This is a genomic window from Clostridia bacterium (genome assembly GCA_017438525.1).
Classification (GTDB): Bacteria; Bacillota; Clostridia; order Oscillospirales; family RGIG8002; genus RGIG8002.
On sequence record JAFRVI010000011.1, the window covers coordinates 11,849 to 29,867 of the forward strand.

The 18,019-nt window shown below is 55.8% G+C and carries 13 protein-coding genes; 4 read left to right on the top strand and 9 right to left on the bottom strand.

What is annotated here, in order from left to right:
- Window positions 1–12 precede the first annotated feature (12 nt).
- From IJL83_01080 to IJL83_01115, 8 genes are all read right to left on the bottom strand, one after another.
- On the bottom strand, window positions 13–1,830 hold the full coding sequence (locus IJL83_01080; GenBank protein ID MBQ6552202.1) for a hypothetical protein: 1,818 nt from the start codon (window positions 1,828–1,830) through the stop codon (window positions 13–15).
- A gap of 313 nt (window positions 1,831–2,143) precedes the next feature.
- The gene (locus IJL83_01085) at window positions 2,144–3,097 is read right to left on the bottom strand and encodes a GGDEF domain-containing protein (protein ID MBQ6552203.1); all 954 of its coding nucleotides are present in this window, start codon (window positions 3,095–3,097) and stop codon (window positions 2,144–2,146) included.
- 40 nt (window positions 3,098–3,137) lie between these two features.
- Complete coding sequence (locus IJL83_01090; GenBank protein MBQ6552204.1) at window positions 3,138–4,499, bottom strand: GGDEF domain-containing protein; 1,362 nt, start codon at window positions 4,497–4,499, stop codon at window positions 3,138–3,140.
- Window positions 4,500–4,661: 162 nt separating this feature from the next.
- Window positions 4,662–5,027, bottom strand: coding sequence for a YegP family protein (locus IJL83_01095; protein ID MBQ6552205.1), 366 nt, complete (start codon window positions 5,025–5,027; stop codon window positions 4,662–4,664).
- Window positions 5,028–5,154: 127 nt separating this feature from the next.
- Entirely contained in the window at window positions 5,155–6,117 is a 963-nt protein-coding gene (locus IJL83_01100; protein ID MBQ6552206.1) for a hypothetical protein, read from the bottom strand.
- 68 nt (window positions 6,118–6,185) lie between these two features.
- Window positions 6,186–7,331: a hypothetical protein gene (locus IJL83_01105; GenBank protein MBQ6552207.1), complete on the bottom strand. Its 1,146-nt coding sequence runs from the start codon at window positions 7,329–7,331 to the stop codon at window positions 6,186–6,188.
- A 226-nt stretch (window positions 7,332–7,557) separates the two neighbouring features.
- Window positions 7,558–8,829, bottom strand: coding sequence for a PHP domain-containing protein (locus IJL83_01110; protein MBQ6552208.1), 1,272 nt, complete (start codon window positions 8,827–8,829; stop codon window positions 7,558–7,560).
- Window positions 8,830–8,837: 8 nt separating this feature from the next.
- Window positions 8,838–10,175 (bottom strand): hypothetical protein, encoded by a 1,338-nt coding sequence (locus IJL83_01115; protein MBQ6552209.1) that lies wholly within the window; start codon window positions 10,173–10,175, stop codon window positions 8,838–8,840.
- A 146-nt stretch (window positions 10,176–10,321) separates the two neighbouring features.
- Between IJL83_01115 and IJL83_01120 the strand changes: the two genes are divergently transcribed.
- Together IJL83_01120 and IJL83_01125 are read left to right on the top strand one after the other, a co-directional pair.
- Window positions 10,322–11,104, top strand: a complete 783-nt coding sequence (locus tag IJL83_01120; protein MBQ6552210.1) for a ZIP family metal transporter — start codon at window positions 10,322–10,324, stop codon at window positions 11,102–11,104.
- Between the two features lie 178 nt (window positions 11,105–11,282).
- Window positions 11,283–11,423: a hypothetical protein gene (locus tag IJL83_01125; GenBank protein ID MBQ6552211.1), complete on the top strand. Its 141-nt coding sequence runs from the start codon at window positions 11,283–11,285 to the stop codon at window positions 11,421–11,423.
- A gap of 84 nt (window positions 11,424–11,507) precedes the next feature.
- On the opposite strand, the gene IJL83_01130 is transcribed toward IJL83_01125, so the two are convergent.
- Complete coding sequence (locus IJL83_01130) at window positions 11,508–14,507, bottom strand: HD domain-containing protein (protein ID MBQ6552212.1); 3,000 nt, start codon at window positions 14,505–14,507, stop codon at window positions 11,508–11,510.
- Window positions 14,508–15,331: 824 nt separating this feature from the next.
- On the opposite strand from IJL83_01130, the gene IJL83_01135 reads away from it, so the two are divergent.
- Window positions 15,332–17,002, top strand: coding sequence for a hypothetical protein (locus IJL83_01135; GenBank protein MBQ6552213.1), 1,671 nt, complete (start codon window positions 15,332–15,334; stop codon window positions 17,000–17,002).
- Window positions 16,999–18,019, top strand: a 1,021-nt coding sequence (locus IJL83_01140) for a carbohydrate kinase (protein MBQ6552214.1), incomplete at its 3' end; no start/stop codon positions are given. The genes IJL83_01135 and IJL83_01140, both read left to right, overlap by 4 nt.

The following is an 18,019-nucleotide window of genomic DNA, read 5'->3' on the forward strand; positions in this document are numbered from 1 at the left end:
CTCAGCGATCAATTAAAGATAGCTTTCAAGGCGCCTGCGCGCCTCTTTTTCATCCTTGATGCAGCGCTCCTCGATGCTGCTCACGAAGGCGGCGAACGCCTCGCGCAGATACGAATGAGTGACGAGGAAGCTGATGCGCGGCGCCTTCAGCCGACTTACCGCGATCGAGCTTTCAGTAACCGATATCTGCACGTTTTCAAACGCAGCTTTCGGCATGATGAAGAAGCGGAAATTCGGGTAGTTATCCATCAGCGAAAGCACGCCGCGCACCTGCGTCGCATACTCCTCCGGCGTATAGAGCAGCCGGACGCCCGGCAGATCGACCGCGACCTCGCCGGCGGCTATGCTCTTCTTATCCGCGAGAACGCCGGAAAGATGCATATACCCGCCGCAGAGATTCTTTTCAAGCACGCTGCGGCGCGCGTTCAGGATCGCAAGCATTCTCCGGCTTTCCTGCTCCGTCGCGCCGACGCGCGAAAGCATACCGCGCAGCGTATCCTCCGGCATAACGCTGACGGGCAGTCCGCATCCGACAACGCTCATCGCCCTTCCGCCCATCGCCGCGAGGCGTTCCGCCTCGTCGGAGCCGTACACCTTCGCAAGCGGCTTCGACGTAGCGAGCATAGCGTCGAACGCATCGCCGTGCACGCTCAATATCTTTTCGTCTGTGTCGTAGCGGTAGATACCGTACAGGTGTTCATCGCCGACAACTCCGCCGCCTTCCACACAGGCGTAACCCGGGCAGAGAAACAGCGTATATGAGAATCGCGACTGATTCTGCCGCCTGAAATAATACGAGTTTATTCCGCCGGACATATAAAGCGGCAGCCAGTTATATATCGCGCTGAACATCTCGCCGGAGGCGCGGTCGACGTTGTGGATAATCGTGATCTTCGTGCCGTTGTTCAGACATTCGAGCAGCAGCGAGAACAGCAGCAGATTGAACTCTTCGTCCCCCATCATCCAGTCGAGTTTCTGGTCGGAATAAAGGAAGATTTCCTTAATCCCTTCGCGCAGGACTCCCACAACGAGACGCAGCACCGCGTTGCGCAATCCGTCGACGCCGTAGTATATACGCTCGCCCGTGTGCATTGCACTGCGGTCCACAAGCTCCTCGGCGGAGATGGTGGGCACCATGCGGCGCGGCACGAATTCCTCGATGTTGCCGAGCAGCTTTTCCACCGCCGGAATGTTGACGTCCCTGCCTGTATCGAAAAGCCATTCGCGCAGGAGGAAAAACGCCTCTTCATCGTCCTCCGGCTCGCCCTTCGGCGCCTCGGCAAGCGCGGCGAATTCGGCGATTTTATCCTGCTCCGCCAGGCGCTTGAGCAGTACGGCGCAGATATCGTCCATCATCTGAGGGTTGGACTCCGGCGAGCGCTGACCGCTGCGGAAACGACTGATATAAGAGGCGTCGAGGTTCAGCAATTGGCCGAAGCGGACGTTTGAAAGCTCCGCCAGCTCCATGACGGCATTCAATCTGCCGCCGAGCTGCGCATATGGGGCGATCCTGTTCGCCTTACGCGGCTTTACGGAGACAGTGTTCACTCCCTCATAAAGCCAATCCATAAGGTGCTGGCGGACGCGCGTTTCGGAAGCTCCCTGATCACAGCCGGTAAGGGCACGGAGAGCAGGAAGCTCTCCTTTTTCCACGGCTAAGGCGCATATGCCGCTGACAAGACGGCGCGAAGATACGGCCGACTTCTTCGGCACGCGCACGCCTTTGCACATTCTGCTGATATTCGACCTGTCGCATCCTATACTGCGCGCCACATCCGACGGCGACACGCCGACAACTTTGAACGCTTCGCTCAACCTTTCCGCAAACATCTCCCCGCCCCCCTTCATAATAACATGATAATAACATATTCTAAGAAAAAACGCAAGAGATTGTTGACAACTATTTTGTCAATGACAACTTGATGTCAACTGTTGCAAAATCCCCTGCCCTCTGTTATCATTAATATGTTGGCGGGGCGAATGCCGCCCTGCGCCAGATTTTTGCATGGAGCCGGATTTCAATCCGTGTTGATCTTTCCACTTGCCGATCGGGGTTCAATAAGGTACCGTCCGACTTTAAGGCAAACTGCAGAAAAAGCACTTCCGTTTTTGCGGAAGTGCTTTTTTATGTTATTACCGCCTGTCAGGCGCCGAAAAGTTCGACCATATCGGACTCCGGAACAAGCTCGATCTTCTGCGCGAACTCGCGCGAGTACTCAGTGGAAACGCAGCGGTTTTTGCCGCCGTCCTTCGCCTCGTAAAGATTGGAGTCGGCGTGGCGTATCATAAGGCGCAGGTCGTCGGAGCGCGCAGCGGACCCGTAAACGCAGCCGGCCGAAAAGCGAAGCTTGATATCGGCGTTGTCAATCTTTATCAAAGAGACCGCTTCTCTCAGCATTTCGATCCTCGACGTGAAATCATCCGGAGCGACCTCGGGGCATACGACGAGAAACTCGTCGCCGCCGTAGCGATAGCAGTGTTCGTCTCCGAACTGCACCCGCATCGACTCTCCCAACTTCTTGAGGAGAAAATCTCCGACGGCGTGACCGTAGGTGTCGTTCGTGCGTTTGAACTTATCGATATCGAGCATCAGCAGGCAGACGTCGCGCCCCTTGTAATTCTCATAATCACGGCGGAAAGCGTAGCGGTTTCTTGTCGTCGTCACGGTATCGATCGTACGCGCCGTCTCCTGCTCGATATGGTTCTCTTCGAGGCGGGCTTTGATCTGCTCAAGCTCCTCGGTCTTCTCACGATTCAGCCGCCTGACTCTGCTGATGAAGACGATGCATACCGCGGCGACGAAAATTATCGCTATATGTCCGATAAGACCTTCGGACGAATAATGCACGAAGCTGTTGCCTTCGGAAAGCGTATACGCCGAACATACCGCGGTCACGACCGCGCAGACTATGCCGGAAAGACTGCCGAAAAGCGAGGTCATAGCGGCGACGCCGGCAAGCGGAAGCACGTTCAGCGAGGGCTGTTTCGTGATAACGGCGGGCACCGCGAGCGCGGCAGCCGCGATAAGCGATATGACGGCGTTCACGAGCTTGGCGCCGACAGATTCGTTATTCACATTCGTATTCTTATTATCCATATTCTCTCTCCGGAACGGATCGTTTTATCTGGCGCGGATATCACTCCGCGAATTTACAGCTGCTTCTGCCGTTCTGCTTGACGTCATAGAGCGCGTCGTCGGCCTTTTTGAAAACCTCTCTCATAGCGATGTTTTCGTTACCGAAGGCGACGCCGACGCTGATCGAAGCGACGAGCTCGGGGTTCTCGCACTCGGAAAGCTCGGAGTTGACGTTCTCGATCTTGCGCAGGATGAGATCTCTGTGCTCCGGCTTTATATTCGTAACAAGCACGACGAACTCGTCGCCGCCGATGCGGCATACGTAGTCGTCGGCTCGGAATTGCTTTTTCAGCGTTTCGGAAACGCGGGAAAGCACCATATCGCCGACGTCGTGTCCGTGAGTGTCGTTGAAGCTCTTGAAGCGGTCGATGTCGAGCAGGACCATGGCGTAGTCGGTAACGCAGACGAGCTTGCTGACCACCTCGTAGCCGGAACGGTTATAGGCGCCGGTCAGTTCGTCGTGGGTCGCCTGATAAGCGAGGCGCGCGCTCTTCTCTTTGTTGCTCCCGTAAATGCGGTTATAGGTCTTCGCGAGGAACCGGTATTCATACGCGCCGGTCACGTCGAGCGGCTGGTCGTCGCGTATGCGCGGGATCGCGCGGAGCAGCGGGCCGGTAACGAGCACGGCGGTCAGCGCGACCATGACGAGAACTATGATAATGAGCGCGAATATGTATATCTGCTGAAGCGCGAGTCTGCCGCGCATTTGATCGGCGGCTTCGACCTCCTTGGCGCGGGTGTCGGTCTCGATGTAGTTAAGGCACTCGTCAAGCTCGGCCATTATGGCTTCTTTCTGGCGGAGATAATCGGTGTCGAACACGATCGAGCGCGCAAGCTCCATCTTTTCCTCCGGAGTCAGAAGCAGCTCGTTCCGGGGAACCATATTGCCCGTAGCTTTCAGCTCGACAAAGTCGTCAAGTTCGTAGTCGCTGTCCGCGGATATGGTAAGAAGCATCGCGTGATACTCGCTCTCCATAAGGCGATCCGACGCCTCCTTCGACGCTCTCAGCGCGCGCGAAGCCGTGGTATCCGAAAGATGCCGCTCTATCGTTTCAAGCGCGATATCGCGGCGCTTTGTAACGTTCGCTTCGCGGAAGTAGTTATCGTAATACTGACGGTCTCCCGTCACGACGAAGGCGCGCACCTGCTCGGTCAGGTAATCGGAGCCGACGCGCATTCCCGTAGCCGCCTTTTCGAGATCGATGTAGTCGTCCGTCGCCTTGCGCATGGTGTTGTAACCGCTCATGGTCAGATAGACCGACATGAGCAGCAGCACGGAAAACACGATGACGAGCCCTACCATTACATAGTTCAGTTTTCGATGCGAAACGCCCCTGCTGCGCAGCTTGGAAACAAACTTCATATCGTCAACCCTCTCGGAATAATACTATCTGTTTCTTATAAAAACCCATTTTCATACATAATTAATTTATTTTATCATACGGGAATTAAAAATGCAAGCGCTATTTCTGAAAAAAACGCAGGCGCCACGAGGACGCCTGCGTTGATGCGGTTATGTTCCGGATTACTCCTTGACGATCTCCGCGTCGGGAGCGTTCTTGCCGATGCTGGCGATGCCGTTAAGGCAGCTCGCCTTGGCCTTGTAGCCCTCGCCGGTGGCGATGATCTCGCCGTTGGCGGCCTTCAGGCGGAAGCGGAACTCGCCCTTCTTATCGGTGTAAACTTCGTACTTCGGGTTCTTGAGGACCTCGAAGTTCTCGACGGTCTGATCCTCGACGTGAGCGCCCGCGTTCTTCTTGACGCTGGCGATGCCGTTCTTGCAGGTCGATTCGGCGGAGTAAACCTCCGAGACGGCGATGACTTCGCCGTTGCCGGCCTTGAGGTTGAATACGAATCCGGTCTTGGTCTGCTTAATAACGAATTTTCCCATGATAAACTCCCTTTCTTTTTATGTATTCGCGGCAAACCGCGGCTGTTTAGGGCGTCCGCCCTTCTCTTATGCTCATTTTATCTCATTTGTGCTCATTTGTCAAGATTTATGTTCATTTACCGAACCGTTACTTGCGAAGCGCGGCAATGAGATCGTAGGCGAACTTCAGCTCCTCGAAGGTGCAGTGCTCCTGCACGAAATGCGTGGTGCAGCAGACCCAGCGCTTGCCCTTCAGCAGCGAGAAGACGCGGCGGATGTCGCTCTCCAGCTTCCCGTAGTCGCCGAAGCCGAGCGCGGTCTGGACGCAGACGCCGCCCATGATCGCGAATTTGTCGCTGTACTTCTCGAGCCAGAGGTCGTAGCTCATGCCCGCCGCTTCCTGCCACGGATGCACGAGGTTGTAGCCGAGCTCGATGACTCCGTCGAGCGCGGGGATGATGTTGCCGTCGGAGTGTAAGCTCAGGAACTTGCCGTGCTTGCGGACCGCGTCGCCGATGACCTTATGCCCGGGCATTATCATTTCGCGGAACATCGTCGGGCTGAAGAGCAGGGTGTTCTGCGAGCCCCAGTCGTCGGAAACGTGGATCATATCCATGCCGAGCTCACAGACGTTCTCCGCGAACTGCGCGTTCCACTTCGCCTGCCGCTTGTAAAGCTCCGTCATCTCGTCGGGATAGAGCGCCATATAGAGCAGGTGGTTCTCTATCGCGAGCGGGTCGCTCAGGCACTCGAAGATGCCGGGAGTCTGCATATAGCAGAAACGCTCGCGCTGACCGCGGTAATACTCAAGCTCCTTGCGGATGCCGTCGTAGTCCTCCATCCTGTCGACCGGCTGAAGCGGCATATCCAGCAGCATCTGCGGCGTGATGGTTATCCCCTCTTTTTTCATGCCGACTATCTTGTGGTAGTCGAAGGGATACGGACCGCCGAAGATGTGCGCCATATCGAATTCGTATTCGTCCTCGAATTTTTTGTAGTCTCCCCACTGCGAATGCTCCCAGTCGAGATTCCAGGCGATCCAGCCGTAGACCGGCGTCCTGCCGGAGTTGTTTCCGCGGATCGTTTCCGCGACGAGCTCATAAGATTTCATAGAGTGGCGTCCTTTCGTGGTGGTTATGTTATGATTATAGCACATTTGCGGATATGATGAAACCACTGCTATTCGTCGTCATCATAGTCATTGATATCAAGGGTTTTCCCACCCGGCGCATTAGCCAATGTCTTGTTGTGATTCTCGATAAATGCGCGCTTGCTGCCGTGATACCGCCAAACGCACCACGCGCATTGCCCTTCAGGGTTCTTTAGCGGAATGAAATGCACCGTGATATCAAGTACTTTTCTTTTATTCCCCTCAGGCGTAAAACTGACGCCGAATTGCTCCTCAAAGAACTCACTGTTGACAGATATTGGCAGAGGAATGGCTTTTTGAAGCGAAAAATCCGGTATCTCCGCATAATACACCCAGCGTCCGTTTCGATCCTGCCGTTTTTCAGGCTCGAGCCGGATAACCCGCTGATGCGAATGCTGAAAGTCGCAAATAAACTGCACGTCGCGAAAGCGTATCTCGTCACGCTCGACATAATTGCCGGAAAAGACTATGGCGATCCCTTTTGACTTGCTGCCGTAATTAGCCGCGGTCACAATATGCCGCTTCCCTATCTCGCAAGGCAGTAGTTTGGGGAAAAAACACGAAAAAACAAAATAAGGCAGATCTGCTTTAGTGACCGCTTCGGGAAGCGCGTAATACAACGTGCGGACTCCCTCCGCCCCCTTCTCGAGCAACTCGGAGCAGAACCGCCCCTGCCCCGTTTCCAAGCCAAGGAGCGGCTCAACTTCAGCTAAGGCGTCTTCCGCAAAAGTATATTCACCGCTCAAAACGGCTTTCCACTGCGAAACGTCATCGACGAGGCCTTTCCAGCGCGACGGCGCGGAGCGCCTTTTCAGCCCCGGGCAGCTTCCTATTTTCGCAAATGCGTCTACACCTTCGCTCCGGTTGATCCTGTTCATGATCAGACAGTCGCTGTCGAAGCAGGAAACCGTCAATACATCGGCGGCAAGTTCCTCCGAAAGCGGCTCGCAGATATTCTTCACCGATTCATCCATGTAGAAATCGATCCCGTCCGAGCATACGGAAAGCCATTTCCCGCCTGCGTCATATATCGAGACCGACAAATCCGCTTCGGCGGACTCCTTCTTCCGTTTGAAGCCCTGCTTTTTCATAAGCTTTAAAAGTAGCGATTGAAACCCGTCCGCGTCAAAGCCCTCTGTTTTGCGTACGTGAAAATTAGAGAAGAATAGCCCCATCCTTTTCTTACCTCCTGCTCATACAAAACGATACTTAGATATATTGTACATAACATATTACAAGAATATATAATTGCCGCCACACAAAACCGCTATTTTGTACAAATGAGACTATTTTCGGCATTGACGGCGCTCCTTCCTCAAACGGGTATTCTGTTATACCTCTCTTATCATAGGTAAATGCTATTGCTTCTTAGTTTGTTTCTCGAATACCCCATATATGTTTTCAAATTGCGAAGAAGAGTTTGCGGTAGGCGTCGATGTCCGCTTCGGCGGAGGCGATCGCGGGTTTGTCGCCCTCCGCCATCGCGGCGGAGTGGACTGCGGCAAGCTCCGCGTAACGCGGATAATACTCCGCTATGAGAAAGCGCGCGTATTTGATGTAGCGGTACTGCCCCGCGCAGCGGAAGCGTCCGTCTTCCGGACGGCGCTCGACCGCGACGCCGCGTTCATCCTTGAACGCCTGCGGAACGTTCCCGAAATCCTCCGCGAAAACGATCGAGAACTGCAGGTCGAAATAGTCGTAGCCGCAATGCCGCTTCGTGACGTGCGCGTCGGAGGCGCCGAGGACGGGGATGCGGTACCCCTGCGCGAGCAGCTCGCCGCGCAGTATCTCCGAGAGGTTGTTGCCGTTGCCGACGTCGTCGTTGCCCGCGAAAAGCTCCAGCACGTCGAAATCGCCGTGCTTCCAGTGGTGGACGAACTCCTCGGGCGGCATGAAGTATTCGCCCTCAACGTCCCAGTAGGGATGCGCCATCACCGCGACGCCGCCCGCTTTACGTATCTCCCGCGCTATCACGGCGCGGAACGCCGTTTCGCGCGCGTCGGAAACGTCGGAAAAATCGCGTTCGGCGAGCAGCCCGTCGATCTGCTCTTCGATATATTCCTTCTTCTCGCGAAGCAGGTTGTTGACGCTGTATCCGCCGCCGAAATGGACGATGTGGTAGAAGCTCCATTCGTTATGGACCTCCTCGCCCTGCACGACGTAAAACGCGTCGGTCAGCGCGGAGACCTCCTCGCGCGCCTCGTAGGACGGCTCGATCCAGCCGTGGTCGGTCAGCGCGATATAGTCGTAGCCCGCGGCGCGATAGGCGCAGGCGACCTCAAAGGGCGTTCCGCTGCCGTCGCTGCGGCAGGAGTGGCAGTGCGTTTCACACTTGAAGGGGCGCAGCTTCGCGAGATCCTCTTTTATCGAATAGAGGAAGGCGCGGCGCGGCTCCTCCTCCCCGCTTTTCACCTTGAACGAGAAGCGCTGCTCTCCCTCGAAATATCCCTCGAAGGAGTAAAGTCCGCCGCCGAGGTCGTTCATCGGCAGGTAGGGATAGCGTATATCGCCCGACTGGAGCCGGAACTCCGGCGAATGCGTGACGGCGTGCTTCTCCATCGGCTGCAGCTTCGCGAAAAGCTCGCCCGGCTCGCCGTTCGTCCGGACGTATATTGTCTGTTTTTCGTCAGCGCGGAAGACGCGCGGGTATATTTCTTTTATCTCGATCCCCATTTTGCACCTCAATATCCGTAGAATTCGCGGGCGAAGCGCTCGGAGCGTTCGCTCAGGCCGCCGAGCAGCGTTTCGGTCTGCGGGTCGGGCGCGCCGTCCGCGGAGTAATCCGCCATAAGCGCCCCCTGCCCGTGGCAGAGCCGCATGTAGACGGGGTAAAACTTATCGAGCAGGAAACGCGCGAACTTCGTCAGCCGATATGGGCCGAGGATGAACTCCGGCGCGCAGTCGGTCTTCACGCAGAGGGACCTGCCGGCGCGGATCGCGTTCAGCAGCGCCGCTTCCGAGCGGTCGGGCGCGAAGACGAAGGTGTATCCGCCCTTCGCGGGGAGCTTCGGCTCCGCCGCATAGGTATAATGCGAGTCGGTCGAGCCGACGACGGGTATCTTCACGCCCTCGGCGCGCACCTCTTCCCAGAGCGCGACGGCCGGCTCCATGTCGTAGTCGCGCAGGTCGAGCGCGTCGTAAACCCCGTCGCGCAGGAGCTGCCGCGTGACGGCGGGCGGGATGAAGTAGACCTCCTCCCATATCCAGAACGGATGCGCGAGTATCGCGAGACCGCCGAGCTCTCGGGATTTGTTCGCTATCCAGACGCGCCAGGCGTAGTCCTCGCGGTCGATGCCGTCGGGGAGCGTGAGCGTCGGCGCGAGCGCCGCGACTTCGGCTTCCGCCTCGGCCCTGTGCGCGCGAAACCATTCGTTGACGCTGACTTCGCCGCCGATACGTATCGTGTGGACGCGCTCGGTCGGGACGTGGACCTCCTCGCCGAGCAGCATCGTCATCGCAACGGGCGCGGAGCCGAAAACGCGCTTCGCCTTCTCCGACGCGTACGACGTGAAGTGGTCGGTCAGCGCGATGAAGTCGTAGCCCGCGGCGCGGTAGTTCGCGACGGTGTGTACCGCATCCTGCACGCCGTCGGATTCGTAGGTGTGGCAGTGCGTTTCGCCCTTGAAGCAGCGCAGCCCGTAGAGATCCGGCGCGAGCGAATAGACCGCGAGCACCGCCGTGCAGTTATCCGGCCTCTTTTTGCGGCGGTTGTTTATTTCGTAATACGGCGAACGCAGGTCCTCCTCCGGACGCCGCAGTATTATCGTATGCCGCTGTTCGCCGCGGAAGCGGTGGGTGAAGACAAGCTCGCCCGCTTCGTTCGGCGCGCATTCGTATTTGCAGATCGGGAATTCGTCCCGGAGCGCGCGGAAGGTGTCGCGCTCGCGTATTTCGAGCGTGTAGACGCAGCCGCGCGCGAAGGCGGCGTTTTCGCCGAGCGGGCGTATCGTTATCTCCGTTTCCGCGTCCGCGCGGACGACCGACGGCGTCACGAGGTAGTTGAAGACCTGATTGCTCATGCACTCCTCCCCTTCCCGAATTTTCCCTTTAATTATAAACCCGCCGCGGAACAAAATCAACTGTTGCGGCACAAAAAAGTGTTGCCAAACCGACAACTTTATGCTAAAATTGCCTCTGGAAATTCTTACGAATCGAAGTGTTGACAATGTGGTTGAAAGTCGCCATCGGTCTGCTGATCCCGCTCCTCGGGACGACGCTCGGCGCCGCCTGCGTCTTTTTCCTGAAAAACGACATAAGCGACCGCCTCCGCCGTGCGCTCTCCGGTTTCGCCGGCGGGATAATGGTCTCGGCGTCCTTTTTCAGTCTGATCCTGCCCGCGCTCGAGCAGGCGGAGGAAGATTACGGCAAGCTGTCTTTCTTACCGGTCGGACTGGGATTCCTCGCCGGAATGCTCTTTCTGCTCGTCCTCGATCTGCTGATACCGCACGTCCACCTCGACAAGAGCGAGGAGGGCCCGAAGACGGGGCTGAAGAAGACGACCAAGCTCTTTCTCGCGGTCACGCTGCACAATCTGCCCGAGGGAATGGTCGTAGGCATCGTCTTCGCCGGCTGGATGCACGGCAACACCTCCATCACGCTCGCGAGCGCGCTCGTGCTTTCGGTAGGCATCGCGCTGCAGAACTTCCCCGAGGGCGCGGTCGTTTCGATGCCGATGCGCGCGGAGGGCATGCCGAAGGGCAAGACCTTCTTATACGGGATGCTTTCGGGCGTCATCGAGCCGATAGGCGCGCTGATGACCGCCTTCGCGGCGTCGCTCTTCCTGCCGATAATGCCCTATCTGCTCGCCTTCGCCGCCGGCGCGATGTTCTACGTCGTCGTCGAGGAGCTGGTGCCGGAAATGTCCGGCGGCAAGCACTACAATACCGGCACGATATGCTTCGCGGTCGGCTTCGTGGTAATGCTCGCGCTCGATATCTTCTTCGGGTGATAAACGAAATCACATACAGCGGATACGCCAAAAAGGCGCGGGCTGACGCACTGCCGAAAGATTGTGATGCGCGCCGAAAAAGTATTGCAATATTGAGAATTATTCGTTATAACATGAAGAGATCGCGACCTGCCTCGAGCGGCTGGCGGAAATCTGCGCCGGGTGAAAGGGTCGGTACGTGGACGGCATTTACGTTTCGTGCGCCTGCGCTTCGGCGAAGGAGTTTTCCTGCGATATCGACTCCGTCCTGCGAGCGGCGGACGAGAGGATGTACGCGGCCAAAAACGACCACTACAAGGCCGCCGGTCTGGAAAGATAAAAGGACGAGAGACGCTCCGCGATAATAAGACGAAAAAAGCACCCGATGCCTCGGGTGCTTTTGATATTATTCGGGCGAAAAGCGTCAGCCGTTCTGCTGATCCTCGCCTTTTCTGATCCTGTGCGTCTTGCCGTCGCTGCCGAGGTAGGTGTTTTCGGCGGTATACGGCTTCAGCTTTCCGGTCGAGATCATGCCGACGACGACCTTTGTGATCTCCGGATCGAACTGCGTTCCGGAGCAGCGCTCGAATTCCTTGAGTATGACCTCCAGCGAGAAGGGCTCCTTGTAAACGCGCTTTGACGCCATTGCGTCGAAGCAGTCGGCGCAGCAGATGATCCTCGCGACGAAGGGAATGTCGTCGCCGCTGAGGCCTTCGGGATAGCCGGAGCCGTCGTATTTCTCGTGGTGGGATTTCGCGCCCTCGATTATCTGCGGTATGGTCGAAATGCCCTTCAGTATCCCGGCTCCGCGCGTCGTGTGGCTCTTCATCACCGTGAATTCGTCGTCGGTCAGTCTGCCCGGCTTGTTGAGGATGCTGTCGGGGATCGCGATCTTTCCTATGTCGTGGAGAAGTGCGATGTAGTAAATGTTGTCGACCTCGTCGGGATCCATTCCCATATTCTCCGCGATCAGCTTGGAATAGTAGCCCACGCGGATGGAGTGGCCGTTCGTGTATTCGTCCTTCGCGTCTATGGTGCGGGCGATCGCCTGGATCGATTCGACGGTTATGTTCTTGTATTCCAGCTGGCGCTTCAGCGAACGCTTCGTCTTGGAGCGGATGATGAGATACGCTGTAAGCACCACCGCCGCGGCCGAGAGCGAAAGGATAATGAGCCAGAACCACCACTGCTCCTGCAGCTGCTTATCCTTGCCCAGATGGATGTCGATGACGTTGGAGTTCTGCCCGTATTCGTCCGTAACGTAGATGTGGAAGTCGTAGCTCCCGCCGGGGAGGTTCGTGTAGTATATGCTGCGGTTGTCGTCCGAATACGCCGTGTAATCGTCGTCCACGCCGTCGAGCTTGTAATAGATGGTATAGCCGTTATTCGGGCGGAACCCGAGGATAGAGAGATTGAAGGCGACACGGGAAACGTCCTTTCCGATGCTTACGTCGTCTCCGTAGTAATGTGCGCCGTCGAGGTCGACGGAGGTCACGGCGATCCTCACCGGAACGGGAACGTCTCTCGTCAGATTGAAGTCGTAGACGAAGATTCCGTTCGTCGACTGGAGATAGTATTTCTTCTCGGCTTCGTCGTAGTAGCCCGAGGTGTTGGCTATGATGGGCTGCAGTCCGTTGGTCGCGTCGTAGAGCTCGTAATCGGCGAGGCGGTCGCCTTCAAGCGAATCGGCGACGTAGAGCTGAGTCTGGCTGCCGATGACGTATTTATACTCCGGCTTGCCGTCCTTTTCGCCGTATTTGATCTTCGCGAGCTCGACGATCGAGCCCTTGATGTAAGGAATGGCGATCTCTTCGGAAACGCCGCCGCCGTTTTCGGGATCCGTTCTGAAGAGGCGGCTGTTCAGCGTATAGTAAAGCCAGTCGCCGTCAACGAGGAACTTGAGTCTGTTTCCCGTGATCCCCTTTTCGGTGGGGATCTCGGTCGCGGTGGTGAAATCGTCGTCTACGACGTAAAGGCCCTGAGTGCGGTCGAAGAGAATCTTGCCGTCCTTGGTCTTGTTGATATACAGAACGTTGGAGCCGATATGCATGACGGAGAAGGTTTCGCCGTCGAAGCGCATGATACCTCTTGCGTATCCGAGGACGAGATAGTCGTCAAAGCTCCGCATCGAGCGGATGGAGTCCGTCAGCGTGACGTCGGGATCGTTGACGAGCGCGCCGAGGTGATTACGGATATATTCCTGATCGTAGATGACGACGCTTTCGGCTTCCGGAGCGTATTCGACCAGACCGATGCTGGAAACGGCGAAATATATCTTGCCCCTGAATATCTCGACGTCTTTCGGCGCGTAGGTGAAGGTGAAGCTGCTGTCGCCTTTGGCTTTGCCTTCGCGGTCCTTGATTCCGGCGTATTCGTCGATGGACTGCATGATGACGTTGTCCGGCAGGATGGTTTTGTTTATCAGATCGTATCTGTAGATCTTGTTCGCGGAGACGATATAGAGGATGTCACCGTACTTTTCGACCGCGTAGACGTTTCTGTCGAACGCGGGCGGCGCGTTGAGCGCCCGCCAGGTCTGATCGTCATAGAGCAGCTCGGAAAGGGCGTTCCTCGTGATGATGGAAACGCCCGAGGCGCCGATGTAATGCGAAGCGACCCAGAGGTTGCCCTCGTAGTCTATCATCAGATCGACAAGCTGGCTCTTGTTTTCGAGATCGCCCGCGAGCGTCGTGACCGGTTCGCCCGAGCTGAAATCGATGCAGTAGATGCCGTTTTTCTCGCAGGCGACGAAGAGGATGTTGTCCTTCTCGGAATACAGCATCTTGTTGACCTGATCCGGAACCGTCAGATCGCCGAGCGGAGCCGCGTTTTTCATATCGTATCTGTGGATGACGCCGCTGTCTTCGGCCATATACAGCGTGGTCCCGTCGGAATAGGTCTCAAGGACCCTCGAATTCAGCAGGACGACGTTTCCGTTTTTGTCGAAGATCCCTTCGTCCATCTGATAGAAACAGCCGTCTCCTTCGGGATAGAGCGCGATATCGCGGACGAGCTTGCCTTCCGTTCCCGGAATCGTCGTCTGCGTGCCGGCGGCGATATCGTAAACGACCCCGCCTCTGTCCTGAGTCGAGATGTAAAGCAGGTCGTTCGTTTCGTCAAGAATGATGTCGGAGATAACGCCGGCGTCCATGACCAGCGGCTCGAAGCCGTAATCCTTATAAACGTAAACGTGCTCGGAGGTGGCGACGTACAGCGTGTTGCCCTTGGCGGCGAGAGCGCGGACGTTGATGACGGCGTAATCCTCGCCCTCGTATTCAAAGCTTTTATAGGTTACGAATTCCCTTGAGTCGTAGCGTGTCAGTCCGGAATATTGAGCGATCCAGACGTAGCCGTCCTCCGTCTGACACAGAGCTTCCGCGCCGGAGACCTCGAGATCCACGGGAATCTCCGTCTTGTTGCTCATGTAAGACTCCGCAAAAACCTCCGGCGAGAAACAGTAAGCCGAGGATGCAAGAATCAGACAGACCAGCAGCAGACTCAATAATGTTTTTTTCATGTTATTATCCAGCCCCTTCGGAAACTTTGGAGATAGATTGACACAATTCCTATTCTATAATAATATAGCAAATAAGCAGACGTATGTCAATATTTTGCTTTGCGTACAAATGCAAAAAATGACGCCTGTATCACGCCGCGCGACATGCGATTGCTTCTCAATGCGCACAACGGGTTTTCGGAGGATGGATTTGAACCCACGGTCTTGCATTTTCACTGCGGAGAAAATGCTGCGGTCGGTTCGGCGGCTCTGACAGCCCGCCGGGTTGTCGTTCACTACCGCCTTTCTCGCTGCGGCTCGGTCACCTCGCAGTTCTCAAGTGCCCCCGGCACTTGATTCATTACTGCTCGGCCGTTCGCTTCGCTCACTACCCTCCGGGCTATTCGCCCTTCGGGCTCATAACTCTGCGTTTGCGAGCCAAGCTTCCCACACGAAAGAATCACCCCGCCCGACCGGGCGAGGTGATTCTTTTGGTCCGACCGGAGATAACGGATTTGACCAAACCCAAATAAAACCAAGTATTATCGGCGCCTGCGCGCATTTTTCCTTTGCTTTGCCGGTTCCGGAAAGATGAATCGCGGCAAAGAACAAGCCTCTTGCCTTTTGTGTGAAAAAAGGGTATACTTATTATATCAATGTTTATAATTGAGGCGGGTTTCGATCATATGAACGGTTTTTGCGAGCGGAAGTTCCGGTCAATGCTTTTGTCTGGGATTTTTACAAAAGCGGTTATGTACATAATGCTCCTCTGCGACAGTATCATCGCGGGATACTTTGTCGGCGAGGCGGGAGTCGCGGCGATAAACGCGATCACGCCCGTTACCGGCGTTGTGACGTTTTTCGGCGATCTTTGTTCGACGGGCGTCGGCATCGTCTTCACCAGAGAGGTCGGAGCGATGCGAAAAAAGCGCGCCGACGAGATCTACGGGCAGGGGCTTATTATAAGTCTTTCGATCGGTCTTTTATCGGCGCTTGCGATTTTTTTGATGCGCGGCGTTTATTTTGACCTGAGCGGTGTGGCGGGGGAAATCCGCGCCCAAGCGACCAAGTATTATATGCTTATGCCGTTTAACGCTTTTCTGACGATCGTAATCTTTTATCTTGAACAGATGGTCTACAGCGACGGCGACGAGTTATGCAACAACGTCTGCTACGTCTTCCAGATCGGCGGAAACATCGTGTGCTCCGTCATTCTCGCGAAGTATATGGGGATGACCGGCATCATCCTCGGATCGATAATCGGAAACGGACTCGGGATCCTCGCCTGCGTCTGGCATTACTTCCGCAAAGGAAACACGCTGCATTTTACATGGCACCTTTCGTTCAAGGACTTTCTGCTGACGTCGCGATACAGCATCGTCGATTCCTCGGTTTATCTGTGCTGGGCGCTGATGGACTACGTTCTGATCGGATTTGTTTCGAGCCGGTACGGTGATCCGGGACTGATAACCCTCGCCGTGGTAGTAAGCCTTATCGAATTCGGAGTCGTGCTTGACGGCGTCGGTATGGCGATGCAGCCGCTTATAGGCACTTATTTCGGAGAAAAGAATCACCGCCTTATCAAACGGGTCATGAAGTCCGGAATAAGGGCGGCACTTATTCAGGGCGTCGCGGCAACCGCGCTGATCTGTGTTTTCGCCAAGCAGTTCTGCGGCCTTTTCGGTATCACCGGCGGCGCTGCGCTTGAACCGTCAATAGCGGCGGTCCGCATCGTATCGTTCGGATTTACCTTTGTCAGCGCGGTATCGCTTACGACTTCATACTATATGCTGATCGACCGGATCGGAATGGCGACGTGTATCGCCTGTTTGCAGAACGGCGCGCTGTATATGGCGCTTCCCGTCCTCGGAGGTGTGATTTTCGGCATAACAGGGATGTGGGCGGGATTTGTCCTGTCTCCGCTTTTGACGTTGATCGCCGCACTCTTTTTCGTATATCTGCGCTTCGGAAAGGACAACTTTCCTTTCCTTCTTAAAGATATGGATTCCGAGATCGTCGTTATGGACGACAAGCTGACTCCAAAGACTTCCGTAAATCTTTCAGAACAGGTCGGCGATTCCATGCTTTCTCACGGATATCCGAAAGAGGTTTCAAATCGTGCGGCGTTGTTTGTTGAAGAGATCGGTCTGACCGTTCTCGAAAAGAACAAGAAGTCAAAAAAGCAGGTGCTGATCGAGCTGTCGCTCTTTTATGAAGAGGATTCGGTCCTCGTTATTGAGCGTGATTCGGGAAAACTTTTCGACATAACGGATCCGGATCTCGAGATCGCCGGACTCAGCAGTCTTACTTTGAACGGACTTATGAGGTCGCACACGGAAAAGGCATATCTCGTGACAACCGGCTACAACCGGAATATGATCCGTTTCCGCCTTGACGGCGGCGAGGCGGAGGTACGCGGATGAATATTATTATTTATGATTTCGGGACAAGCAGCCTGAAGACCTGCCTGTTTAACGTCGACAACGGCGGGCTCGCCCTCGAGGCGTCTTCAAACGCCTCATACGGTCTTTACGTTCTTGAAAACGGCGGCGCCGAGCAGGATCCCGGGGAATGGTGGCAGGCGATCTGTAAAACGACAAAAGAGCTCTTTGACAAAACGGAGGTCAAGCCCGAAGAGATTTCCGGTATTGCCTTCTGCGCGCAGATGCAGGGGGTCGTCCTCGTCGATGAAAACGGGAAAGCGCTGCGCCGGGCGATGAGCTATATGGACTGCCGGGGAGCAAAGGAATTCAACGACTGTATGGGGAAAGGGATCGTCAAGGTGTCCGGATGCAGTCTCTATAAGCTTCTTCGTAATCTGCGCGTGAATTACGCCGGATCGACAAGCGTCAAAGATCCCGTATGGAAGTATAAGTGGGTCGAAAACAACGAGCCGGAACTCTTCGCCAAGGTCGACAAATGGCTTGACGTAGGCGACTATCTTGTTTCGCGCTGTATCGGGAAGATCATAAGGACTGCGGATTCCGCCTTTGCGACGTTCCTCTACGATACCCGCAATGGCAGGGAGGGCTGGAACAAAGGGCTTTTGAAGATGTATAAGGTCAAACCCAAACACCTCCCCCCCATAATAAACAGCACCGATCTCGCCGGCTCTCTGACCGAAGAAGCGGCGAAAGACCTCGGCCTGAAAGCGGGCACGCCTGTTTTCGGCGGCGGAGGCGACACGACCTTCGTCAACATCGGCGCGGGATGTACGACGCCGGGCGACACGCATATCTACGTCGGGACGTCGGGCTGGGTATCAACTTTTCTTGACTATCAGACGGTCGATATCAACGCCATGATAACAGGCGTTCTGTCGGCGATCCCCGGTTATTTCAACTACTATGCCGAGCTTGAAACGGCGGGCATGTGCTACGAATGGGTCAAAAACCACCTCGCTTTGGATGAAATCAACGTTTATCTTGAGAAAAACGAGG